19 protein-coding genes, 1 tRNA gene and 1 pseudogene are annotated in these 22033 nt (G+C 62.9%); 12 read left to right on the top strand and 9 right to left on the bottom strand.

What is annotated here, in order from left to right:
• Positions 1–447: 447 nt before the first annotated feature.
• Both C4Q27_RS20595 and acnA read right to left on the bottom strand, forming a co-directional pair.
• The gene (locus C4Q27_RS20595; RefSeq protein WP_064491416.1) at positions 448–2013 is read right to left on the bottom strand and encodes a PAS domain-containing methyl-accepting chemotaxis protein; all 1566 of its coding nucleotides are present in this window, start codon (positions 2011–2013) and stop codon (positions 448–450) included.
• 141 nt (positions 2014–2154) lie between these two features.
• Entirely contained in the window at positions 2155–4896 is a 2742-nt protein-coding gene (gene acnA / locus C4Q27_RS20600) for an aconitate hydratase AcnA (protein ID WP_010953110.1), read from the bottom strand.
• A gap of 224 nt (positions 4897–5120) precedes the next feature.
• On the opposite strand from acnA, the gene rlmM reads away from it, so the two are divergent.
• The 4 genes from rlmM (at position 5121) to pdxB (ending at position 8596) form a co-directional block, all read left to right on the top strand.
• Positions 5121–6185, top strand: coding sequence for a 23S rRNA (cytidine(2498)-2'-O)-methyltransferase RlmM (gene rlmM / locus C4Q27_RS20605; protein WP_004577178.1), 1065 nt, complete (start codon positions 5121–5123; stop codon positions 6183–6185).
• Positions 6186–6847: 662 nt separating this feature from the next.
• Positions 6848–7129, top strand: coding sequence for a hypothetical protein (locus C4Q27_RS29320; RefSeq protein ID WP_158666135.1), 282 nt, complete (start codon positions 6848–6850; stop codon positions 7127–7129).
• A 21-nt stretch (positions 7130–7150) separates the two neighbouring features.
• The gene (tusA, locus tag C4Q27_RS20620; RefSeq protein WP_003248727.1) at positions 7151–7393 is read left to right on the top strand and encodes a sulfurtransferase TusA; all 243 of its coding nucleotides are present in this window, start codon (positions 7151–7153) and stop codon (positions 7391–7393) included.
• A gap of 60 nt (positions 7394–7453) precedes the next feature.
• Positions 7454–8596: a 4-phosphoerythronate dehydrogenase PdxB gene (pdxB, locus tag C4Q27_RS20625; RefSeq protein WP_064492324.1), complete on the top strand. Its 1143-nt coding sequence runs from the start codon at positions 7454–7456 to the stop codon at positions 8594–8596.
• A gap of 114 nt (positions 8597–8710) precedes the next feature.
• On the opposite strand, the gene C4Q27_RS29455 is transcribed toward pdxB, so the two are convergent.
• Positions 8711–8884, bottom strand: a complete 174-nt coding sequence (locus C4Q27_RS29455; RefSeq protein WP_003248731.1) for a PA1571 family protein — start codon at positions 8882–8884, stop codon at positions 8711–8713.
• 210 nt (positions 8885–9094) lie between these two features.
• Here C4Q27_RS29455 and C4Q27_RS20630 point away from each other — a divergent pair, with 210 nt between their 5' ends.
• The 3 genes and pseudogenes from C4Q27_RS20630 to C4Q27_RS30070 all read left to right on the top strand — a co-directional run bounded on the left by C4Q27_RS20630 (position 9095) and on the right by C4Q27_RS30070 (position 12646).
• Positions 9095–10858 (top strand): ABC transporter transmembrane domain-containing protein, encoded by a 1764-nt coding sequence (locus C4Q27_RS20630; protein ID WP_064492325.1) that lies wholly within the window; start codon positions 9095–9097, stop codon positions 10856–10858.
• A 744-nt stretch (positions 10859–11602) separates the two neighbouring features.
• A pseudogene (locus C4Q27_RS30065) lies at positions 11603–11713 on the top strand (hypothetical protein); the annotation flags it as partial.
• Between the two features lie 228 nt (positions 11714–11941).
• Complete coding sequence (locus C4Q27_RS30070) at positions 11942–12646, top strand: methyl-accepting chemotaxis protein (protein ID WP_371264241.1); 705 nt, start codon at positions 11942–11944, stop codon at positions 12644–12646.
• A gap of 107 nt (positions 12647–12753) precedes the next feature.
• Here the strand turns inward: C4Q27_RS30070 and C4Q27_RS20640 are convergent.
• Together C4Q27_RS20640 and C4Q27_RS20645 are read right to left on the bottom strand one after the other, a co-directional pair.
• A tRNA-Pro gene (locus tag C4Q27_RS20640) sits at positions 12754–12830 on the bottom strand.
• Between the two features lie 80 nt (positions 12831–12910).
• Positions 12911–13132, bottom strand: a complete 222-nt coding sequence (locus C4Q27_RS20645; RefSeq protein WP_003248738.1) for a YgdI/YgdR family lipoprotein — start codon at positions 13130–13132, stop codon at positions 12911–12913.
• A 187-nt stretch (positions 13133–13319) separates the two neighbouring features.
• On the opposite strand from C4Q27_RS20645, the gene moaB reads away from it, so the two are divergent.
• Positions 13320–13859, top strand: coding sequence for a molybdenum cofactor biosynthesis protein B (moaB, locus tag C4Q27_RS20650; RefSeq protein WP_010953117.1), 540 nt, complete (start codon positions 13320–13322; stop codon positions 13857–13859).
• A complete protein-coding gene (gene glp / locus C4Q27_RS20655) occupies positions 13843–15069 on the top strand; it encodes a gephyrin-like molybdotransferase Glp (protein ID WP_104887292.1) in 1227 nt (408 codons plus the stop codon). The genes moaB and glp overlap by 17 nt, the downstream gene beginning before the upstream one ends.
• Here the strand turns inward: glp and C4Q27_RS20660 are convergent.
• On the bottom strand, positions 15058–16305 hold the full coding sequence (locus C4Q27_RS20660; protein WP_064492321.1) for a glycosyltransferase family 4 protein: 1248 nt from the start codon (positions 16303–16305) through the stop codon (positions 15058–15060). The genes glp and C4Q27_RS20660 overlap by 12 nt on opposite strands.
• A 256-nt stretch (positions 16306–16561) precedes the next feature.
• Between C4Q27_RS20660 and yegS the strand changes: the two genes are divergently transcribed.
• On the top strand, positions 16562–17449 hold the full coding sequence (gene yegS / locus C4Q27_RS20665) for a lipid kinase YegS (RefSeq protein WP_064492320.1): 888 nt from the start codon (positions 16562–16564) through the stop codon (positions 17447–17449).
• Here yegS and C4Q27_RS20670 read toward each other — a convergent pair.
• The 3 genes from C4Q27_RS20670 to C4Q27_RS20680 all read right to left on the bottom strand — a co-directional run bounded on the left by C4Q27_RS20670 (position 17433) and on the right by C4Q27_RS20680 (position 19854).
• The gene (locus C4Q27_RS20670) at positions 17433–18092 is read right to left on the bottom strand and encodes a response regulator transcription factor (protein WP_010953120.1); all 660 of its coding nucleotides are present in this window, start codon (positions 18090–18092) and stop codon (positions 17433–17435) included. The two genes, yegS and C4Q27_RS20670, sit on opposite strands and share 17 nt — an antisense overlap.
• Positions 18082–18978, bottom strand: a complete 897-nt coding sequence (locus tag C4Q27_RS20675; RefSeq protein WP_104887293.1) for a sensor histidine kinase — start codon at positions 18976–18978, stop codon at positions 18082–18084. The genes C4Q27_RS20670 and C4Q27_RS20675 overlap by 11 nt, the downstream gene beginning before the upstream one ends.
• 366 nt (positions 18979–19344) lie before the next feature.
• A complete protein-coding gene (locus tag C4Q27_RS20680) occupies positions 19345–19854 on the bottom strand; it encodes a hypothetical protein (protein WP_003248752.1) in 510 nt (169 codons plus the stop codon).
• 351 nt (positions 19855–20205) lie between these two features.
• On the opposite strand from C4Q27_RS20680, the gene C4Q27_RS20685 reads away from it, so the two are divergent.
• Both C4Q27_RS20685 and C4Q27_RS20690 read left to right on the top strand, forming a co-directional pair.
• Positions 20206–21141 carry a chemotaxis protein CheV gene (locus C4Q27_RS20685; RefSeq protein WP_003248753.1) on the top strand — a complete coding sequence of 312 codons (936 nt, stop codon included), beginning with the start codon at positions 20206–20208 and terminating at the stop codon, positions 21139–21141.
• A 55-nt stretch (positions 21142–21196) separates the two neighbouring features.
• Positions 21197–22000, top strand: coding sequence for an MOSC domain-containing protein (locus tag C4Q27_RS20690; protein WP_060545641.1), 804 nt, complete (start codon positions 21197–21199; stop codon positions 21998–22000).
• Positions 22001–22033 lie beyond the last annotated feature (33 nt).

Genomic DNA, 22033 nt, shown 5'->3' on the forward strand with positions numbered 1-22033 from the left:
CAGGCCGTCGTAGGAGCGGGTTCACCCGCGAATGGGCCGGGCCTGCTGGCCAATCTCCACCCGCCGTTCACCGTTGCTGCCGCTACCGTATTCGCGGGTAAACCCGCTCCTACATGGACCGGGGGTGGACGCGCATCAGTGGTTCGACACAGGCATCGACGGCCCGGCACAGCATCGGTAGTTCGGCACAGCCGTTGTAGGAGCGGGTTCACCCGCGAATGGGCCGGGCCTGCGGGCCAATTTTCACCCGCCGTTCACCGTTGCCGCCGCTACCGTATTCGCGGGTAAACCCGCTCCTACATGGACCGGGGTGGACGCGCATCAGTGGTTCGACACAGGCATCGACGGCCCGGCACAGCATCGGTGGTTCGGCACAGCCGTTGTAGGAGCGGGTTTACCCGCGAACACCGGCAGAGCCGGTGCCATCCCCAGCGGAAGTCTCGAGCTTCAGCGGTTGAAGCGCTCCACCAGCGAATACTGGCTGCCCGCCGTGCTGGTCAGTTCTTCGCTCAGCAGTGCCGAGTGCTGCGCCTGTTCGGCGGTCTGGTCGGCCAGTTCGGCAATGGTGCTGATGTTGCGGCTGATCTCGTCAGCCACTGCGGTCTGCTCCTCGGTTGCAGCAGCAATCTGGGTGGCCATGTCGGTGATATTGGCCACCGCTTCGCTGATGCCTACCAGCGCTTCGTCGGCCTGCATTACCCGATCGACGCCTTCCTGTGCCTGGCGGTGGCCGGTTTCCATGGTCAGCACTGCGTTGCTGGCGGTCTGTTGCAGCTTGGCGATCAGGCCGTGGATCTGCCCGGTGGATTCGGCGGTGCGCTGGGCCAACTGTCGCACCTCATCAGCCACCACGGCAAAGCCACGGCCCATTTCACCGGCGCGCGCCGCTTCAATGGCTGCGTTCAGCGCCAGCAGGTTGGTCTGGTCGGCGATGCCCTTGATCACGTCGACCACGCCCCCAATCTCGTCGCTGTCTTTGGCCAGTTGCGTAACCGTCTGGCCGGTCTCGCCCACTGCCGCCGACAGGCGCTCGATGGCCTCGCGGGTTTCTCCGGCAATCTGCCGGCCCTGGCTGGTCAGGCGGTTGGCTTCCTGGGTGGCATCGGCGGTGCGCTGTACATGGTTGGCCACTTCCTGAGTGGTGGCGGCCATCTGGTTTACCGCGGCGGCGACTTGCTCGGTCTCCACCCGCTGGCGCTCCAGCCCCGAAGAGCTCTTGTGCGCCAAGGCATCGGACTGTCGTGCCTGTTCGCTCAGGTGTTCGGCACTGTCTTGTAGGCGCGTCAGGCAGGTTTTCATGCGTGCGTCCTGGCTGAGCATGGCCATTTCCAGGCGCGCCTGCACGCCACGGCTGTCGGTGAACATCTGCGCGATCAGTGGGTCGGAAGTGGTTTGCTCGGCCAGGCGCAGCAGGCGCTTGAGGCCGCGCTGCTGCCAGCTCAGGCCAAGCAGGCCCAGCGGTACCGAAAGCCCTGCGGCCAAGGCAAAGCCCCAGGAATGACCCAGCCAGTTGCCGATCAGGAAGCCCACCTGGCTGATCAGGATGAACGGTAGCCAGTCCTGCAGCACTGGCAGCCACTTGTCGCGACGCGGTACCGGCGGCTTGCCCTGGTTGATGCGCTGGTACAGGGCCTCGGCGCGGCGGATCTGTTCGGCGGTGGGCTTGACCCGCACCGACTCGAAGCCGACAACCTGGTTGTTATCGAAAATGGGGGTGACATAGGCGTTGACCCAGTAATGGTCGCCGGACTTGCAGCGGTTCTTGACGATACCCATCCACGGCTGGCCCTGCTTGAGGGTTTGCCACATATGGGCAAACACGGCAGGCGGTACGTCGGGGTGGCGCACCAGGTTGTGCGGTGCGCCCGTCAGCTCCTCGCGGGTGAAACCACTGATTTCGATAAAGGCATCGTTGCAGTAGGTGATCACACCCTTGGCGTTGGTAGTGGAGATCAACCGCTGCTGGGCTGGGAAAGTCCGTTCTCTCTGGGTAATCGGCTGGTTGTTACGCATGGGTGATAGTCCGCAGGGCTTTCGACAGGTATCGGCAAGCGGCTGGTTTTATTGAATGGATATTTGATTCATTGATTGCAGAGATCGAGCGCCGCCCCCGCGGCGCTCGGTTTCAAGAACGGAACGAATCTTCGGCCAGACTCAACTGGCGATCATCTGGCGCAACACATAATGCAGAATCCCCCCCGCCTTGAAGTATTCCACCTCGTTCAGGGTATCAATCCGGCATAGCACCTCGATCTGTTCCTGTTGGCCATCCTCGCGGGTAATGCGCAAGGGCAGGCTCATGCCAGGGTGAATATGCGCGCCGTCCAGCCCCAGTACATCGATCTGCTCCTTGCCGGTCAGCCCCAGCTGTTTGCGGTTGTGCCCAGCCTTGAATTGCAGCGGCAATACGCCCATGCCCACCAGGTTGGAGCGGTGAATACGCTCGAAGCTTTCTGCCAGCACGGCCTTGACCCCCAGCAGGTTGGTACCCTTGGCTGCCCAGTCGCGGCTCGAACCGGTGCCGTACTCCTGGCCGGCAATCACCAGCAGCGGGGTGCCTTCCTGCTGGTAACGCATGGCCGCGTCGTAGATCGACAGCTTCTCGCCAGTGGGCACATGCAACGTGTTGCCGCCTTCTTCGCCTGCCAGCATTTCGTTGCGGATACGGATGTTGGCGAAGGTGCCGCGCATCATCACTTCATGGTTGCCACGCCGCGAACCGTAGGAGTTGAAGTCGCGTGGCTCCACACCCTGTTCCCGCAGGTAGCGCCCGGCCGGGCTGTCGGTCTTGATGTTGCCGGCGGGGGAAATGTGGTCGGTGGTCACTGAATCGCCCAGCAGCGCCAGCACCCGTGCGCCGTGAATATTGGCAATTTGTGGCGGCGGCCCGCCGATGCCGTCGAAGAACGGTGGGTGCTGGATGTAGGTGGAGTCAGCCTGCCACACGTAAGTGGCGGCCTGTGGCACCTCGATGGCCTGCCATTGCGCATCACCGGCAAACACTTCGGCGTACTCCTTGTGGAACATCGCCGTATCGACCTTGGCCACGGCCTCGGCAATTTCCTGCTGACTCGGCCAGATATCCCGCAGGTAGACCGGTTGGCCGTCCTTGCCTGACCCCAGCGGGTCGCGCGTCAGGTCCAGGCGCACGCTGCCGGCCAGGGCGTAGGCCACCACCAGCGGGGGCGAGGCCAGCCAGTTGGTCTTGACCAGTGGGTGCACGCGGCCCTCGAAGTTGCGGTTGCCCGATAGCACCGAGGCCACGGTGAGGTCGGCGCTGCCAATGGCTTTTTCGATCGCCTCGTCCAGCGGGCCGGAGTTGCCGATGCAGGTGGTGCAGCCATAGCCGACCAGATCAAAACCCAGTTGGTCGAGGTAAGGCGTGAGCCCGGCTGCCTTGAAGTAGTCGGTGACGACTTTGGAGCCCGGCGCCAGCGAACTCTTGACCCAAGGTTTGCGTTGCAGGCCCTTTTCCAGTGCTTTTTTCGCCACCAGCCCGGCAGCCATCATCACACTGGGGTTGGACGTGTTGGTGCATGAGGTGATCGCGGCAATCACCACGGCCCCATCGCGCAGGGTGTGGGTCTGGCCCTGATGGCTGTAGTCGACTGCGCCGGTCTGGTCGGCGTTGCCCACTGCCACACCGCCGCCACCTTCGCTTTCCAGGCGGCCAACTTCTTTGGCCAGCGGTTTGGGCTGCAGCTCGATGAAGTGGTCGAAGGCTTGGCTGACCTGGCCCAGCGCTACGCGGTCCTGCGGCCGTTTGGGCCCGGCCAGGCTGGCTTCGACGTCGTCCATGTCCAGGGCCAGCGTGTCGCTGAATGACGGCTCCTGGCCGGGCAGGCGCCACATGCCCTGTGCCTTGCAGTACTGCTCGACCAGTTGCACGGTCGCTTCGGGGCGGCCCGAGAGGCGCAGATAGTCCAGGGTGACTTGGTCGACCGGGAAGAAACCACAGGTGGCGCCGTATTCCGGTGCCATGTTGGCGATGGTTGCGCGGTCGGCCAGGGGCAACTCGGCCAGGCCGTCCCCGTAGAACTCGACGAACTTGCCCACCACGCCTTTCTTGCGCAGCATCTGCGTCACGGTCAGCACCAGGTCAGTGGCAGTGATGCCCTCCCGCAGCTTGCCGGTCAGCTTGAAGCCGATCACTTCGGGGATCAGCATCGATACCGGCTGGCCTAGCATGGCCGCTTCCGCTTCGATGCCGCCGACACCCCAGCCGAGTACGCCCAGGCCGTTGATCATGGTGGTGTGCGAGTCTGTGCCCACCAAGGTATCGGGGAAGGCATAGGTGCGGCCGTCGGCCTCACGGGTCCACACCGTGCGGCCCAGGTATTCCAGGTTGACCTGGTGGCAAATGCCGGTGCCCGGGGGGACCACGCGGAAATTGTCGAAGGCGCTCTGGCCCCATCGCAGAAAGGCATAGCGCTCACCATTGCGTTGCATTTCGATGTCGACGTTTTCGGCGAAGGCCTGTGGCGTGCCGTAGCGGTCGACCATTACCGAGTGGTCGATCACCAGGTCGACCGGTGACAGCGGGTTGATCCGTTGCGGGTCGCCGCCAGCCTTGGCCATGGCGGCGCGCATGGCCGCCAGGTCGACCACGGCGGGCACGCCGGTGAAGTCCTGCATCAACACCCGCGCCGGGCGGTACTGGATCTCGCGGTCGGAGCGCCGTTCGCCAAGCCATTGGGCAATGGCGCGCAAGTCGTCGCCGGTGACGGTCGCGCCATCCTCCCAGCGCAGCAGATTTTCCAGCAGCACTTTCAGCGACATGGGCAGGCGCTGCAGGTCACCCAGCTGGCGGGCGGCCTCGGTGAGGCTGAAGTAGTGGTAGGTCTTGTCGCCGACCTTGAGGGGCTTGAGGGTGTTCAGGCTATCGAGCGAGGGCATTGCCAACTCCTTCTGCACCGGTGCCCGGCAAATATTCACGGTTTGCCGGCAGCACCGCTCTGTATCGGTCCGCACGGCACGGACCTGGCTGAATGGTCAGGTTAGACCGGTTTACGCTACCTGACCTTTTTCTGGACCGGCGGGGCGTGTCGCAGGTTCCGAACTTCCTTTATCATCGCCGCCCTGCCGGCGCCTGTGGTGCGCCAGCCGTAGTGGAGTGAGAGATGAATACCCTGTTCATGCATTGCCGGCCCGGTTTCGAGGGCGAGGTTTGCGCCGAAATCAGCGAACATGCCGCCCGCCTGGGTGTTGCTGGCTATGCCAAAGGCAAGCCGCAAAGTGCCAGTGCCGAGTTTGTCTGTAGCGAGGAGGGCGGTGCCGAGCGCTTGATGGGGGAACTGCGTTTCAACCAGCTGATTTTCCCGCGGCAGTGGGCACGTGGCGGTTACGTCGAACTGCCGGAAAGTGACCGCATCAGCGTACTGCTGGCGCAGTTGGCTGACTTCCCGGTGTTCGGTAGCCTTTGGCTGGAGGTGCTGGACAGCAACGAAGGCAAGGAATTGTCTACCTTCTGCCGAAAGTTCGAAGTGCCGTTGCGCAAGGCCCTGGAGAAGGCCGGCCGCCTGGTCGACGACCCTGGCCGTCCACGCTTGCTGCTGACCTTCATCAGCGGCCGGCGGGTATTTGTCGGCGTTGCATCGGCCAGCAACAGCGCCTTGTGGCCCATGGGCATCCCGCGCCTGAAGTTCCCTCGTGAGGCACCTAGCCGCTCGACACTCAAGCTGGAAGAGGCCTGGCACCAGTTCATCCCGCGTGAGCAGTGGGAGCAGCGCCTGGGTGATGACATGACCGGCGTCGACCTGGGAGCCTCGCCGGGTGGCTGGACCTACCAGCTGGTGCGCCGCGGTATGCTGGTGACAGCCATCGACAACGGGCCGATGGCCGAAAGCCTGATGGACACAGGCCTGGTCCAGCACTTGATGGCCGATGGTTTTACCTGGCAGCCGAAGCAGCCGGTAGACTGGATGGTGTGCGATATCGTCGAGAAGCCGGCGCGTACCACCTCGCTGATTGAAACCTGGCTGGGTGAGGGGCTGTGCCGCGAGGCGGTGGTCAACCTGAAGTTGCCGATGAAGCAGCGTTATGCCGAAGTACGGCGCCTGCTCGACCGTATGGAGGCAACATTCAAGGCACGCAAGATCAGGGTGTCGATTGCCTGCAAGCAGCTGTACCACGACCGCGAGGAAGTGACGTGCCACCTGCGGCGGCTCGACTTGAAGCCACGCTGAGGCCAGCGCGTCGTTCTGCTTCTGCTTCTGCTTCTGCGCCTGTGTCTGCTTCTGCTTTTGCTGTTGCATCTAAGCGCGCGATAGTTCAGGCGACGCAGATTGCGACTTCAGGAGGCCGAGTGCAGGGCTTGCGAAGGGAGGTGACGGGCATGGATGCCCGTCAAGCGCTGGGCCCCAGGATGGGGCCTGCAGCGCGGTCCTCCCGGGAGCAAGCCCGGAGCGAGGGGACCCCGGAGCGCAGCGCAGGGGCCGGATGATGGGAGCCGACGGTTTTTGGTTCCTTTTTGCCACGACAAAAAGGGACCCGCCGTAAGGGCGGAAAGGTGACTATGCGCCACCTTCGCGAATGAATACCTAATTGATGTGGATGCTCACATCCAAGAAGCAAGAAGCAAGAAGCAAGAAGCAAGAAGCAAGAAGCAAGAAGCAAATTCGTCTGTTTTGACTCAGCGAACCGTCCGTTTGCGATGGCGACGCTGACTCACCTTTTCGCCCTTACGGCGAGTCACTTTTTGTCAAACGCGACAAAAAGTAACCAAAAAACGCTGCGCTCCCATCATCCGGCCCCTGCGCTGCGCTCCGGGGTTCCCTCTCTCCGGCCTCGCTCCCGGGAGGACCGCGCTGCAGGCCCCATCCTGGGGCCCAGCGCTTGACGGGCATCCATGCCCGTCACCTCCCTCCGCAAGGCCTGCGTTCGGCCTCCTGAAGTCGCGAAGATCAAGATCAAGATCAAGATCAAGATCAAGATCAAGATCAAGATCAAGATCAAGATCAAGATCAAGATCAAGATCAAGATCAAGATCAAGATCAAGATCAAGATCAAGATCAAGATCAAGATCAAGATCAAGATCAAGATCAAGATCAAGATCAAGATCGAGATCGAGATCAAGAGCGCTGGGTTTGAAAGCCGTGCTTGGACCGCGTCGCGCTATGCGCGACAATAGCGATCATTTTCGGAGCCCCCCATGACCGATTTCACCCCCGACGCCATCCTCGATGCCACCGGCCTGAACTGCCCGGAACCCGTGATGATGCTGCACCAGCACGTACGCAACCTGGCCGCCGGCGGCCTGCTCAAGGTCATCGCCACCGACCCGTCGACCCGCCGCGACATCCCCAAGTTCTGCAACTTCCTCGGCCACGAGCTGCTGCAGCAGCAAGAGGACGCCGGCACTTTCCTGTACTGGATCCGCAAGAAAGCCGACTGAATCGCTCTGGAACACGCCCGGCGTTGCGCCTACACTGCGCTCCCCAGACAGGAGAGCGCCATGCTGATAGTTGCCGACGAGAACATCCCGCTGCTCGATGCCTTCTTCCAGGGTTTCGGTGAAATTCGCCGCTACCCCGGCCGAAGCCTCGATGCTGCCAGCGTCAAGGACGCCGATATCCTGCTGGTGCGCTCGGTGACCAAGGTCGACCGTCAGCTGCTCGAAGGCAGCCGTGTACGCTTTGTCGGCACCTGCACCATCGGCACTGATCACCTGGACCTGGACTACTTTGCAGAAGCTGGCATCCACTGGAGCAGCGCACCTGGCTGCAATGCCCGCGGCGTGGTCGATTACGTGCTGGGCAGCCTGCTGACCCTGGCCGAACTGGATGGCGTGGCATTGCCTGAGCGCGTGTATGGCGTAGTGGGCGCGGGTGAAGTGGGTGGCCGCCTCGTGCGGGTGCTGCATGGCCTGGGCTGGAAGGTGCTGGTGTGCGACCCGTTGCGTCAGGCCGCCGAGGGCGGCGACTACGTCAGCCTCGAAACCATCCTGCAGCAGTGCGATGTGATCAGCTTGCATACCCCGTTGCAACGCGGCGGCCAGCACCCGACCTGGCACCTGCTGGGGCAGGCGCAGCTGGCACAGTTGCGCCCGGGCGCCTGGCTGTTGAACGCCAGCCGTGGCCCGGTGGTGGACAACGTGGCCCTGCGCGAGCTGCTGCTGGACCGTGAAGACGTGCACGCGGTGCTGGATGTGTGGGAAGGGGAGCCGCAGGTCGACCTGACGTTGGCCGACCTGTGCACCCTCGCTACGCCGCACATTGCCGGCTATAGCCTCGATGGCCGCCAGCGTGGCACGGCGCAGATCTACCAGGCGCTTTGCCGCTACTTGAGTGTGAACGAGCAGGTGCGACTGGCCGAGCTGCTGCCCAAGCCACCGCTGGCGCAGATCGAGCTGGATGCCAGCACCGACCTGTCCTGGGCCATGGCCACCCTGTGTCGCGCCGTGTATGACCCGCGCCGTGATGATGCCGATTTCCGCCGTAGCCTGAGCGATGATCCGCAGCAACAGCGGGCGGCGTTCGACCAGTTGCGCAAGCAATACCCGCCAAGGCGCGAGATCGAGGGGCTGGCCGTGCGCTTGCACGGGGAGGCGCCGCAGTTGGCGCAGTTGGTCAGTGCCTTGGGTGGGGTGTTGGTCTAAGCAAGCCTTGTCTTGATCTTGCAGGTAGGTGCGGTTGCCGGTTGGGGCGGCCAAGCCCACTGCCTGGGCAGATAAAAACCCGGCGCAAGCGCCGGGTTGCAAAGAATTCGCCGATCAACCTTTGCGTACGCGCTCGACACGGCTTTCTTCCAGGGCCTTGCAGGCCTGCTGGATCATCTGCTCGGTGATCGGCACTTCGCGCCCCTTGGCGTCGATGATCGAACCGCATACTTGCGGTTGCGGGGAGGTCTGGGGCTTCTGGTTATCACTGCCATGCTGCAAGCTCATGCACTGTCTCCTCTTCAGGTTCAAGCTCAGGGTAGCCCTGCGCCGTGACTGGCCTGTGACAGCTTCCGGGTCACGGCAGCAACAGTCCAGCAGAAACCCTGTGAAAGCTCCATAAGCTGTTTAGATCGATGCGTTATAGCAACCTTCATGCAGTCTCCCGACCGGGATGAGTGGTAGGCTGCCGCTTCCCCACCCTTTGTGGTCGTCGCCATGCCCGAATCGGTTTCCCCGCGCCAACGCCGCGCCTTGCGCCTGGCCTGGCAGTTCGTTCGCCCTTATCGCCGCCAAGTGCTGCTGGCATTGCTGGCGCTGGTGGTCACCGCTGCCATCACCCTGTCGATGGGCCAAGGTATCCGCCTGCTGGTGGATCAAGGCTTCATGACCCGCTCCGCGCACCAGCTCAATCAGACCATCGGGCTGTTCCTGCTGCTGGTGCTGGCGCTGGCGGTGGGTACCTTCAGCCGTTTTTATCTGGTGTCGTGGATTGGCGAGCGTTGTGTGGCCGATATCCGTCGTGCCGTCTTCGATCACCTGATCGGCCTGCACCCAGGTTTTTTCGAAGACAACCGCAGCTCCGAGATCCAGTCTCGGCTGACTGCGGACACCACCTTGCTGCAATCAGTGATCGGTTCATCGCTGTCGATGTTCCTGCGCAACGCGCTGATGGTCATTGGCGGTGTGGTATTGCTGTTCATCACCAACCCCAAGCTCACCAGCATCGTGGTGGTAACGCTGCCGCTGGTGTTGGCACCGATCCTGTTGTTCGGCCGTCGTGTGCGCAGCCTGTCGCGGCAGAGCCAGGACAGGGTCGCCGATGTGGGCAGCTACGTGGCTGAGACGCTGGGGCAGATCAAGACCGTGCAGGCCTACAACCACCAGGCGCACGACCGCGAACTGTTCGCCGATACGGTCGAAGCAGCGTTTACTGTTGCCCGCAAGCGGATTACACAGCGTGCCTGGCTGATTACCCTGGTGATCGTGCTGGTGTTGGGGGCGGTGGGGGTGATGCTGTGGGTCGGCGGCATGGATGTGATTGCCGGGCGTATATCCGCAGGCGAGCTGGCAGCATTCGTGTTCTACAGCCTGATCGTCGGCAGCGCCTTCGGTACCCTCAGTGAGGTGATCGGCGAGTTGCAACGGGCCGCGGGTGCCGCCGAGCGCATTGCCGAACTGTTGGCCGCGCGCAGTGCCATCCTGCCGCCCGCCGAGTCGCAGCAGCTGCCACAGCAGCGGGCCAGCGGGCGTATCGAACTGCAGCAGGTGGTGTTCGCTTACCCCTCACGGCCCACGGTGGCAGCTGTCGACGGCCTGAGCCTGACCATCGAGCCCGGGCAGACCGTCGCCCTGGTTGGCCCTTCCGGGGCAGGCAAGTCGACCCTGTTCGATTTGTTGCTGCGCTTTTACGACCCACAGCAAGGGCGCATCCTGCTCGATGGCCAGCCGGTTACCGAATTTGATCCCGACCAGCTACGCCGGCAGTTCGCTTTGGTGGCACAAAACCCCTCGCTGTTCCGTGGCACGGTGGAGGCCAACATTCGTTATGGCCGGCCCGAGGCGACCTTGGCTGAAGTCGAAGCAGCAGCCCGCGGCGCCCATGCCGACGAATTCATCCGGCAATTGCCCCAAGGCTACCAGACCCAGCTGGGGGAGGGCGGCATCGGCCTTTCCGGCGGGCAACGCCAGCGCCTGGCGATTGCCCGGGCCTTGCTGGTCGATGCGCCGATCCTGTTGCTGGACGAAGCCACCAGTGCCCTGGATGCACAAAGCGAATACTTGATCCAGCAAGCGCTGCCCAGCCTGATGGCCGGCCGTACCACGCTGGTGATCGCCCATCGCCTGGCCACGGTACAGCATGCCGAGCGCATCGCGGTCATCGACCAGGGCCGGCTGGTGGCGGTGGGCACCCACCGTCAGTTGATCGAGGACAGCCCGTTGTATGCGCGGCTGGCAGCGCTGCAGTTCACCACGGGCTAGCGTGTCGTGGCTTTGTAACATTTCTGTAGTAATTGCCTGAGAAGATTTGCCTCAACTGTTGCGTAAGTGCTCGACCTGGCTGCCATTGCGTGATGGCAGCTTTTTTTTGGCCTGCCAGTAATGAGGCTGTACAGCGGCCTCTGCCTACTCCCTCTGGTTCCGAGACCCTCGATGTTGCGTAAATCCCTCAGAGTGCAAATTCTCTCGCTGCTCGGCGGCAGTGTGCTGGCGATGCTGCTGATCGCCCTGGTGTGTTTCCAGTTCCTGTCGTCCAGCGTGCGTGGCTACGCCGAGCTGGTCGACGGGCCGCTGCGGGCCTCGCAATTGATTGACGAAGCCAACCTGCAGTTCAAGATCCAGGTGCAGGAATGGAAGAACGTGCTGTTGCGAGGGCGCCAGCCTGCGGAAATGGACAAGTACTGGCAGCAGTTCCAGGCCCGCGAAGAGCAAGTACAACAACTGCTCGGGCAATTGATCGACAACAGTGATGCCAGGCTCAAGGCGTCGCTGCAGCAATTGCGCGACAGCCACCGCCAGTTGGGCCAGGCCTATGCACAAGGCCGCCAGGCGTTCCTGGCGGCAGGCGGCGACCCGGTAGCGGGCGACCGGGCGGTCAAAGGCGTGGACCGTGCCGCCAGTGAGCAAATGAGCGAACTGGTCGAGCAACTGCGCGCCGATGCTCGCCAGCGTGCAGCCAGCATCAATGCCAGTGCCGAGCGCACGGTATGGTTGGGCCTGCTGGTGATGCTGGCTTCTGCGGTGCTGGTGGGGCTGCTCAGCCTGTGGCTGGTCAACCGTAGCCTGATCGAGCCGATCCGCCAGTTGATCGAGTACGTCGCGCAGCTCAGCCAAGGCAGCTTTGCTGCCCGGGTCGACAGCCGTCGGGAGGATGAGCTGGGGCGTCTGGCGCGGGCGGCCAACACCCTGCGTGACTTCCTTGCCGATACCGTCGGCCGGCTGCAGGACAACGCTCAGGAGCTGGAAGGTGCCAGCGGCCAGTTGCGCAGTATTGCCGGTGACATGGCCCGCGGTACTCATGACCAGTTCCAGCGTACCGACCAGGTAGCCACGGCCATGCACGAAATGTCCGCCACTGCCCAAGAGGTCGCTCGCCACGCTGCCGAGGCGGCCCGCGCGGCCGATGACGCCGACCACAGCGCCCAGGCCGGCGAGCAGGTGATGCAGCAGACCATCGACATCATCGGGCTGGTCAACCGCGAAATCGCCGGCACGGCAACGGTAATTCGCGATCTGGAGCATGACAGCACACGGATAGGCAAAGTGCTGGAAGTGATCCGCGGCATTGCTGAACAGACCAACCTGCTGGCGCTTAACGCGGCCATCGAAGCAGCCCGTGCTGGCGAAGCCGGGCGTGGTTTTGCAGTGGTCGCCGATGAAGTGCGTAGCCTGGCCCAGCGCACGGCAGCGTCGATTGCAGAAATTCACCAGATCATCGAGGCGGTACAGTCGGGGGCTGTGGAGGCGGTCAAGGCCATCGAAAGTGGCCAGCAACGTAGCCAGGAAGGGGCTGAGCAGGTCGAGCAGGCCGGGCAGATGCTGCAACGTATCACCCAGGCGGTGGAGGCGATCCGCGACATGAACCGGCAGATCGCCACAGCGGCCGAGGAGCAGACCAGCGTGGCCGAAGATATCTCGCGCAACCTGATCGAAATTACCCGGATTGCCACGGCCAACCAGGAAGCGGTGCAGCATACCGAGCAGGCGGGGCAGCGCCTGCATGGTTTGTCAGGGCAGTTGGGCGAAGTCACCTCCCGCCTGAGCGCCTGACTCGGTTTGCAGGAGTTGCAGGTGCCCATCGAGGCTGAAGCCGCGCACTGACGTATTTTTCGCACACAACAAAAAGCCCGCACATGGCGGGCTTTCTGACAAGGATTTGGTCGGAGAGACAGGATTCGAACCTGCGGCCTTCTCGTCCCGAACGAGACGCGCTACCTGGCTGCGCTACACTCCGATGAACAAAATCCTACTGCATCCCGTTTTTGCTCGCAAGCCCTTGTTGTTTAAAGGGCCATAGCCTGAACGGGGCCTTGATCAGAGCTCTTTGACGGTGCGGATCTGGTCCTTGTTCAGGCGTGTGCGCTTGCCGTCGAGTTGCTCGAATTCATAGAAGCCAGAGTCTTCATCGTAGGACGGTTTGTCGGTTGCCTGGATCTCCCGGCCATCGTTCAGGGTAATGACGGTTGGGGTCGAGCAGCCAGCAAGGGCGCCCAAACCCAAGGCAAGCAGGAAGGCGGGTAGGGTCCGTTTGATCATCGTGTTTCTCCAAGTGCGATGGTGCTAGATGACATTTAAGACGCAGGACGTTAGTGCAAGTTCACTCCAAGTGCAGCATAGCGACTAATTTGTCCCCTTGACCCAAGGCAAGGCTGAGGGGGGCAACGCTGGAAAAGGTGCGCTGTGATATAACTGCATCCATCTCATCCTGTTGTGACGGACACCCATGAAAGCCAAGGCAGATACCCCCTTCGTGGCGCTGAACATCGCCGTGCTCACGGTCAGCGACACCCGTACCTTCGACACCGACACCTCTGGCCAGATGTTCGTCGACCGCCTGAGCGCCGCCGGTCACCGCCTTGCCGAGCGCGTGCTGCTCAAGGATGACCTGTACAAGATCCGGGCCCAGGTCGCCACATGGATCGCCGATGACAACGTGCAAGTGGTGCTCATTACGGGCGGTACCGGGTTTACTGGTCGTGACAGCACCCCCGAGGCGGTGGCCTGCCTGCTGGACAAGCAAGTAGACGGTTTTGGTGAGCTGTTCCGGCAGATTTCCGTGGCCGACATTGGCACCTCCACCGTGCAGTCGCGTGCCTTGGCCGGGCTGGCCAACGGCACGCTGGTGTGCTGCCTACCGGGCTCCACCAACGCTGTGCGTACCGGTTGGGATGGCATCCTGGCCGAGCAGCTCGATGCCCGTCATCGCCCTTGCAACTTCGTGGCGCACCTGAAGCAGGCAGCGGCCTGTGACAGCCGTGGCTGAGGTCAGCCAGGCCCGGCCGCTGATGCCGGTGGAACAGGCGCTGGAGCAACTGCTGGCGCTGGCCGAAGCTGCACCGATCCGCGAGACCGAAAGCCTGCCGCTGGCCGAAGCCGAGGGCCGCGTGCTGGCCACCGACCTGGTGGCCTCGCTCGACCTGCCGCCCTGGCCGAACAGCGCCATGGACGGTTATGCCTTGCGCCTGGCTGACTGGCAGGGCCAGCCGCTGCCGGTCAGCCAGCGTATTTTCGCCGGCCATGCGCCCCAGCCGCTGCAACCGGGTACCTGCGCGCGGATCTTCACCGGTGCGCCTGTGCCGGAGGGGGCCGACTGCGTCGAGATGCAGGAAAACACCGAAGTGCTCGAAGATGGCCGGGTGCGCTTTCTCGACGTGTTGCGCACCGAGCAGAACATACGCCCTCAAGGCCAGGAAACCCGTAAAGGCGAGCAGGTGATGAGCGCCGGCACCCGCCTTGGGCCGATCGAACTGGGCCTGGCGGCGACCTTGGGGCATGGCCGTCTGGACGTGGTGCGCAAGGTGAAAGTGGCGGTGCTGTCGACCGGCGACGAACTGGTCGAGCCAGGCCTGCCGCTCGGGCCCGGGCAGATCTACAACAGCAACCGCAGGCTGCTGGTCAGCTGGTTGCAGCGGCTGGGTTGCGAAGTGGTCGATGCCGGCATCCTGCCGGATGACCTGGCACGCACTCGCACCTGCCTGGCTGAACTGGGTGGCGTAGACCTGATTCTGTCCACCGGAGGTGTCTCGGTGGGCGAGGCCGACTACCTCGGTGCTGCCCTGCGCGAGGCTGGCGAACTGGCGTTGTGGAAGCTGGCGATCAAACCGGGCAAGCCGCTGACCTTCGGCCACTTCCAAGGCGTGCCGGTGATTGGCTTGCCGGGCAACCCCGCCTCGACCTTGGTCACCTTCGGGCTGCTGACCAGGCCCTACCTGCTGCGTCGTCAGGGTGTGATTGACGTCACGCCGTTGCGGTTCGACATGCCGGCTGGGTTTGACTGGCCCAAGCCGGGTACGCGCCGCGAATACCTGCGCGCGCGCATCGAACAGGGCCGCGTGCGCATCTACAAGAACCAGAGCTCGGGTGTGCTGCGCAGCGCTGCCTGGGCGGAGGGGCTGGTGGAAGTGCGTGAGGGCAGCACGCCAAAGCAGGGCGACAACGTACCATTCATCCCCTTCAGCGAGCTACTTGGCTGAGCGGCCCAGCCAGGCACTGGCCAGCGGCGCGGCCTCGGCCGGTGCCGCCTGGGTCAGGCGTATGTGCACATTCTCCAGTTGTTGGGCAGCCACGCTCCAGTCGTGGCGCTGGCGGGCAAACTGGCGCCCGGCATCGCTCAACTGGCTCATGCGCCAGGGTTGATTGAGCAACTGGGTGATCAGCAATGCCAGTTGGTCACCGTCGTCACTGCCCACGTAGTGCTCGCCGTTATTCACGGTGAGGCCTGAAACGCCCTTGTCGGTGGTGATCACGGGTAAGCCGGCGGCCATCGCTTCGAGGATTTTCACCTTCGAGCCACCGGCATAACGCAGGGGGGCAAAGAACAGCGCGGAACGTCGTTGCAGTTCACGCAGGTCGGGGCGGTAGCCGAACCATTCAATGCGTGGGTCGTTCCAGTGAAGCTTCCAGTTGGCCGGCATGGCATGCCCGGCGATCGCCAGACGCACTGCCGGGTTGCTCATCCACACCTTCGGCATGATGTCGTCCAGTGCCCATTCGATGGCCTCCAGATTGGCGCCATATTCGAAATTGCCGACGAACAACAGACGCTGGCTGTGCAGCGCAGGTTGCACCTGTTGGTAGAAATCACAGTCCACGCCGTTGACCACCACATTCACCGGGCGCCCGCTGATCTGCGCGATCAGCTCGGCATCGTGGGCGCTGACAGCCACCAGTTCGGTGGGCTGGCGCAGCACACGGTGCTCCCAGCGCCGGTAGCGCCAGCGGTCGAAGGCGTTGAGCGGGCGCAGCCACAGCGGCAGGCGATCGTGGCAGGCACCGCCCATTACCGACTCCAGGGTGTGCTCGCTAAGCATGAAGGGCAGCCTGCGAGCCTGCAGGGCTTTTTCGAACGGCTGGAAGCTGTAGCTGTGCTCGATCTGGATCACGTCCCAGGGTTCGTCCAGCAGTTGCTCGAACCGGTGCCGCAAGCAAGGTGCCAGGCCATTGATGATTGCCCGCATGGGGTAGTCGATGATGGGGGAAGCCAGCAGGTTGAGTGGGCTGTGCAGCGGCCTGCGGGGTAGCACGATCAGGCGTTCGAGGAGTGGCTCGAGGGCCTCGCGTGCTGCGTCGCTGAGAGGGATTTTCGACTGCACCAGCAGGGTGATCCGGTGACCGCGCTGGGCCAGTGCACGCAGCAGATGGTATTGCCGGGTCTTGTGGCCGCTGGTGGTCGGCCAAGGCAGGTAGGGCAGTGTCCAGAGAATGCGCATGACCCAAAGTCCTCGCAAAAGGCTGCAGATAGCAAAACGCGCCCGTTGACAGCAGTGGGGGAGCCACTGCCGGGCGCGTCCATGGCAATAGGGGTATTTGCTGAGCATAGCCGGGATTGCCAAGTGTGGAAAAAATGACCGGCGACGCGATCAGTTGCAGGCGTGGCGCCGGCCCAATGTTTTTTTCAGGCCATGCAACGATCCGCGCAGGCCAGTGGTCGAGATAGGGGGTGGTCCATTTTACGGAGACGCGCACATGCAAGGGCGCAAGGCAATGCTCGTGCTGCACGGCAAGCAGGCGATGAACGAAGACGTGCGCAGCGCCGTGGGCGACCTGCGCGATAGCGGCTGGGTGCTGGATGTACGGGTTACCTGGGAGGCGGGCGACGCCCAACGGCTGGTCGCCGAGGCACTGGCAGCGGGCTACAGCCATATCGTCGCCGGTGGCGGGGACGGCACGTTGCGTGATGTGGCCGAGGCCATGGGCCTGGCCGCTACCCAGGCCAGCCTGGCCTTGTTGCCCTTGGGTACGGCCAACGATTTTGCCAAAGCCGCTGGCATCCCCTTGGAGCCGGCATCGGCGCTGGCCTTGCTGAATGTCGCGCCACAACCGATAGACCTGGGGCAGGCTGGCGATCAGCTGTTCCTCAACATGGCCACGGGTGGCTTTGGCAGCCAGGTCACCGCCAATACCTCCGAAGACCTCAAGAAAGTGCTGGGCGCTGCGGCTTACCTGTTCACCGGGTTGTCCCGCTTCAGTGAGCTACAGGCGGCTTCGGTGGAGCTACAGGGGCCAGGCTTCCATTGGCAAGGGGATTTGCTGGCGCTGGGTATCGGCAATGGCCGACAGGCTGGGGGCGGGCAGGTGCTGTGCCCCGAAGCCATGGTCAACGACGGTTTGCTTGACGTCGCTATTCTGCCTGCACCACAGGAAGTGGTGGGGGCTCTGCGGGACCTTTTGGGCGGTGACGGCCTGTTCGTTCGGGCCAGGCTGCCATGGGTCGAGATCAAGAGTTCGCAAGGGTTGGACATCAATCTCGATGGCGAGCCGTTGCAGGCTGCCAGCCTGCGCTTTCAGGCAAGGCCGGCGGCGTTGCACCTGCACCTGCCGGCCGGGTCGCCGTTGCTCAGTCATCCAGGCTGATGATTTTTTCGCGTACGGCGAACAGCACCAGGCCGGCCACGTCGTGAATCTGCAGGCGCTTCATGATTTGCGAGCGGTGAGTTTCCACGGTCTTGATCGACAGGCCCAGGCCCGCAGCGATTTCCCGGGTGGACTTGCCGCGCACGATCAGGCGCAGGATCTCAAGTTGCCGTGACGTCAGATTATGCCGTTCGCCAGCGCTTGGCTTGCCTTGTTTGGTGTGCCGCAGCGCCTGGTTGATGACGGTGTGGGCGATGGCCGGGCTGAGGTAGCGCTCACCGTGGCGTACGGCACCCAGCGCCTGTTCCAGCTCGGTGGCGCTGGTGTCCTTGAGCAGGTAGCCGTGGGCGCCGCTTTCCAGGGCCCGCATGATCAGGTCCGGGTCGGTGTGCATGGACAGGATCAGCACCTTGCAGGTACTGCCGCTGGCCCGCAGTTGGGTGAGGGCGTCCAGGCCGCTGGTCGAACGCATGGAGATGTCCAGCAAGATGATGTCGGGCGCCAGTGTGCGTACCTGGTCGAGTAACTGGTTGCCGTCGTCGGCCTCGCCGACCACGTCATAGCCGGGGATATCGCAGACCAGTGCCCGCACCCCGGCGCGGATCAGCGAGTGGTCATCTACCAGCAGTAGTCTACAGGTCATGGTTGGTAATACTCCTGGCGCGTTGCTGGGTGCGCGGGGACCACGGGAACATCGCTTCGATCTGCGTGCCTCGGCCAGGCTGACTGGTGATGTCGAGGCTGCCCTGCAGCGCGATTACCCGCTCCTGCATGCCGGCCAGGCCGCGCTGACCGGCCTCGGCCGGGTGCCGGGCAGGGGCGAAACCACGACCATCGTCCTGGATCGACAACGACAGCCCTTCAGGGGTGCGTTGCAGGCGGATGACCAGGTTGTGTGCCTGGGCGTGGCGCAGCATGTTGGTCACGGCCTCCTGGGTAATACGGAACACTGCCATGGCCACGGCTTCGTCGATGCCGCCCAGGCGCTGGTTGCACGCCAGGCTCCAGTGCACGCCGCTGGTGGCCAGGGTGCGTACCAGGTGTGCGCGCAGGCTGGCTTCCAGGCCAAGGCTGGCCAACTGCCGGGGGTTGAGCAGCGCGGAAACATCGCGCACGTTACCGAGGGTGTCATCCAGCGTGCTGCGCAGGGCGTCGCAGTGCCCCTGCAACTCGTCGGGCATGCGCCGTTGCAGCCACTGCAGTTGCAGCTTGGCAGCGGTGAGCAGTTGACCGATGTCGTCGTGCAGTTCCCGGCCCAGATGCTGGCGCTCGTCTTCTTGTACCTTGAGCATGCGCTCGGCCAGCTCGGCCGGGCGCAGGTGGATCGACCTGGCGCCCAGGCCCAGTTGTACAACAGCACCCAGCGTGGCGACCAACTGCAGCACCAGCAGGCTGGCCGGGATTGTCTGGTTGGCCAGGTACAGCGCCATGTTGGCAATCAGTGAGGCCACGCACAGCCCGACCGTTGCCCAGCGCAGCACGGCGGCGCGGGAGCAGCAATGCAAAGAAGTCTTCAAGCGTGGAAACATAGGTAGGGAGGCCACTGAAGTATTGCTGATGGAGGCCTTGCACAATGCTGCTCAGAGGCTTTGGCGCAGTACTTTCGTTGTTTTTTTGAACACGTATTCCTGCCACCGTTGTTCCGGCAGCAAGCGTTTGTGGGGGCGCATATTATCACTTTGCATTGCATTGGTCGCGGCCGTGTAACGCGTTGAAACGCCTACTGGTCGGGCCTTTTCGGGTAGCAAAGTGCCACCCTTTAATCGCGCTGTACCCACTTGTGCTGTAACTAGCGCGGCAATGATTCAACGGCATGCACCGAAAGCCTGGTGAACTTTCCAAGTTCGACCATGGTCGGGTTTCAATCAAGTTGCTTAGTTGCACTTTGCGTCAGGTTAATGCATGCGATTAGAGCGGCTGGGGCGGTTGCCGGTTGCCACGTCACTGTGCGGGTGAATGCACGCGCTGCCTTCTTCATCGCAGGACGCGCAGGCTGGCGCAAAGGGTGCTTGTACGACTTTGGCCAATTCACCCAGCAGCACCAGTTGCTCGCCGATGTCCAGGTTCAGCCGCCCTGTACGGCTATCGACCAGCTCCAACTGCCAGGCCAGCAAGGTCAGGCATGCCCCTATGGCGGGTAGGGCTTCACGCTGCAGGCAACCACCGTGACAGGCCGGGGCGAGCAACTGTTGCAGGGCGGTGGTGTAGTGGGCAACTTCACGCAGGCCCAGGCGCGTAGCTTGACGGGCGATAGTGTCGAGGGTGTTGTTCAGGCAACTGCAGGCATCCGGGTCATTGTCTATAAGCTCCAGATGCTGCAGGCATTCCTGGGCCTGGGTCAGCAGTACCTGGGCATCCAGCAGGAAGCCCTGCAGGGCGTCATCGAACGATAAGGCAGTGTCCATCATCAAGTCCCCGCGCGTGGGGTAGGCGCAGGGGGCGGGCACGCCGAAACGATAGCTAGCAAAAGCCTGACTCCATTCATGCAATGAGAATGGCGTCACATTAATGGCTAAAGGATATCGCGAACATCAGGTTGCACCCGATTGCTGCTAAGGGTTTCCCTGATCAAGGGCTAGGGTAGGGAACTTTTGTCGTGCCCCTGATTTGCCCTGGCGTGTCGGCAGTAAAGCATGATGGTAAAGTGATATCAATTATCTGCGCGGCATTTTCCCGCAGGGGTCAAGGTGTGCGTGAAGCCGCCGATACAGGGTAGATGATTTCACCTTTTAAGACTCAAGCCTGGGGGCTTTCCAATGGCTGGCATTCTCGACACGGTAGACCAACGCACGCAACTGGTGGGTGAGAACCGCCTGGAAATTCTGATGTTTCGTCTGGCCGGTCGCCAGCTGTTCGCGATCAACGTGTTCAAGGTGCAGGAAGTACTGCAACTGCCCAAGCTGACTTTAATGCCCCAGCGCCACGCCTATGTCTGCGGTGTGGTCAACCTGCGCGGGCAGACCCTGCCGGTCATCGACCTGTCCCAGGCGATCGGTATGCGCCCACTACAGCCGGGGCCGGACAGCACCATCATCGTCACCGAATACAACCGCTCGGTGCAGGCCTTCCTGGTGGGCGGTGTCGACCGCATCGTCAACATGAACTGGGAGTCGATCATGCCGCCGCCTTCCAGTGCCGGTCGCCAGCACTACCTGACTGCCATCACCAAGGTTGATGAGAAGCTGGTGGAAGTGATCGACGTGGAAAAGGTGCTGGCCGAAATCGTGCCCTACAACGCCCGGGTTTCTGGCGACAAACTCGCCGACCCAGTGCTGGCCCGGGCCCGCGGCCGCGAAGTGCTGCTGGTGGACGACTCCAGTGTGGCCTTGGCGCAATTGCGCGATACCCTGTCTCAGTTGGGCATGAAGCTGCACGTGGCCAGTGATGGCCTGAAGGCGCTGCGCATGCTCAAGGGCTGGGCCGACGCCGGCGAGGACGTGTGCGAAAAGCTGCTGATGGTGTTCACCGATGCAGAAATGCCGGAAATGGACGGCTATCGGCTGACCACCGAGATCCGCAGCGATGCCCGTCTGCGCCAGCTCTATGTGGTGCTGCACACCTCGCTGTCGGGCAGTTTCAACGAATCCATGGTGAAGAAGGTGGGCTGTGACAACTTCCTTTCCAAGTTCCAGCCTGATCGCCTGGTCGATGTGGTCAAGCAGCGCCTGCTGCTGGATACCACCGCTGCGTGAACGTTGTGCCGGCCAGGTATAAGCTTGGCTTTTGGCATGAAGCGAGGCAGCAGGGATGTTTCTCAGTGAGTTGTATCGATACCCGGTGAAGTCGGGGCAGGCGCAAAGCCTGAAGGCCTCACCGGTGGGGTTGCTGGGGTTGCAAGGCGACCGGCGCTGGATGGTGGTCGAGGAAGAAAACGGACGCTTCCTGACCCAGCGTGCCTGGCCACAACTTGGCCAGATCGACGCGAGCGATGACGACAGCGGCCAGTTGCTGCTGCAAGCCCCTGGACAGGCGCCGTTGCGGGTGCCTGTACCGCCTGCCGATGACGCCCTGCGCGGTGTGACGATCTGGCGCGATACCCTGCGTGTGCCGGACGCTGGCGATGCCGCGGCGGCCTGGTTGAGTGAGTTGCTGGGCAAAGCCGTACGCCTGGTGCATTGCCCGGAGCAGCGTGCGCGTTACCTGCCCAATGGTTACGGCTTCAACAGTGACCGTGCGGCGTTTCCGGATGGTTTCCCCTTGCTGCTGATTGGGCAGGGTTCGCTGGACGAGCTTAACCGGCGTATTGGCCGGCCCATGTCGATGCGGCGCTTTCGGCCCAACCTGGTGGTGCAGGGTGCGGAGCCGTTTGCCGAGGATGGCTGGAAGCGGATTCGCATCGGCAGCTTGGTGTTTCGCGTGCTCAAGCCCAGTGTACGGTGCATCTTCACGACCATCGATCCAGCCACCGGGGAGCGCAGCGCTGACCGTGAGCCGATGGCTACGCTGAAGACTTTCCGCGAAAAAGAAGGCGACGTGCTGTTCGGCCAGAACCTGGCTGTGGATGGCAGTGGGTGGCTGGAGGTGGGGATGGAAGTAGAAATCCTGGAATAGGTGTGTTGCCTGTGCCGGCCTCTTCGCGGGTGA

Origin of the sequence: Pseudomonas sp. SWI36 (assembly GCF_002948105.1) — a bacterium.
Classification (GTDB): Bacteria; Pseudomonadota; Gammaproteobacteria; order Pseudomonadales; family Pseudomonadaceae; genus Aquipseudomonas; species Aquipseudomonas alloputida.

Coding starts and splice junctions, on each gene's coding strand:
- C4Q27_RS20595 (WP_064491416.1), bottom strand. CDS start 2,013: ATGCGTAACAACCAGCCGATTACCCAGAGAGAACGGACTTTCCCAGCC.
- acnA (WP_010953110.1), bottom strand. CDS start 4,896: ATGCCCTCGCTCGATAGCCTGAACACCCTCAAGCCCCTCAAGGTCGGC.
- rlmM (WP_004577178.1), top strand. CDS start 5,121: ATGAATACCCTGTTCATGCATTGCCGGCCCGGTTTCGAGGGCGAGGTT.
- C4Q27_RS29320 (WP_158666135.1), top strand. CDS start 6,848: ATGCCCGTCACCTCCCTCCGCAAGGCCTGCGTTCGGCCTCCTGAAGTC.
- tusA (WP_003248727.1), top strand. CDS start 7,151: ATGACCGATTTCACCCCCGACGCCATCCTCGATGCCACCGGCCTGAAC.
- pdxB (WP_064492324.1), top strand. CDS start 7,454: ATGCTGATAGTTGCCGACGAGAACATCCCGCTGCTCGATGCCTTCTTC.
- C4Q27_RS29455 (WP_003248731.1), bottom strand. CDS start 8,884: ATGAGCTTGCAGCATGGCAGTGATAACCAGAAGCCCCAGACCTCCCCG.
- C4Q27_RS20630 (WP_064492325.1), top strand. CDS start 9,095: ATGCCCGAATCGGTTTCCCCGCGCCAACGCCGCGCCTTGCGCCTGGCC.
- C4Q27_RS30070 (WP_371264241.1), top strand. CDS start 11,942: ATGTCCGCCACTGCCCAAGAGGTCGCTCGCCACGCTGCCGAGGCGGCC.
- C4Q27_RS20645 (WP_003248738.1), bottom strand. CDS start 13,132: ATGATCAAACGGACCCTACCCGCCTTCCTGCTTGCCTTGGGTTTGGGC.
- moaB (WP_010953117.1), top strand. CDS start 13,320: ATGAAAGCCAAGGCAGATACCCCCTTCGTGGCGCTGAACATCGCCGTG.
- C4Q27_RS20660 (WP_064492321.1), bottom strand. CDS start 16,305: ATGCGCATTCTCTGGACACTGCCCTACCTGCCTTGGCCGACCACCAGC.
- yegS (WP_064492320.1), top strand. CDS start 16,562: ATGCAAGGGCGCAAGGCAATGCTCGTGCTGCACGGCAAGCAGGCGATG.
- C4Q27_RS20670 (WP_010953120.1), bottom strand. CDS start 18,092: ATGACCTGTAGACTACTGCTGGTAGATGACCACTCGCTGATCCGCGCC.
- C4Q27_RS20675 (WP_104887293.1), bottom strand. CDS start 18,978: ATGTTTCCACGCTTGAAGACTTCTTTGCATTGCTGCTCCCGCGCCGCC.
- C4Q27_RS20680 (WP_003248752.1), bottom strand. CDS start 19,854: ATGGACACTGCCTTATCGTTCGATGACGCCCTGCAGGGCTTCCTGCTG.
- C4Q27_RS20685 (WP_003248753.1), top strand. CDS start 20,206: ATGGCTGGCATTCTCGACACGGTAGACCAACGCACGCAACTGGTGGGT.
- C4Q27_RS20690 (WP_060545641.1), top strand. CDS start 21,197: ATGTTTCTCAGTGAGTTGTATCGATACCCGGTGAAGTCGGGGCAGGCG.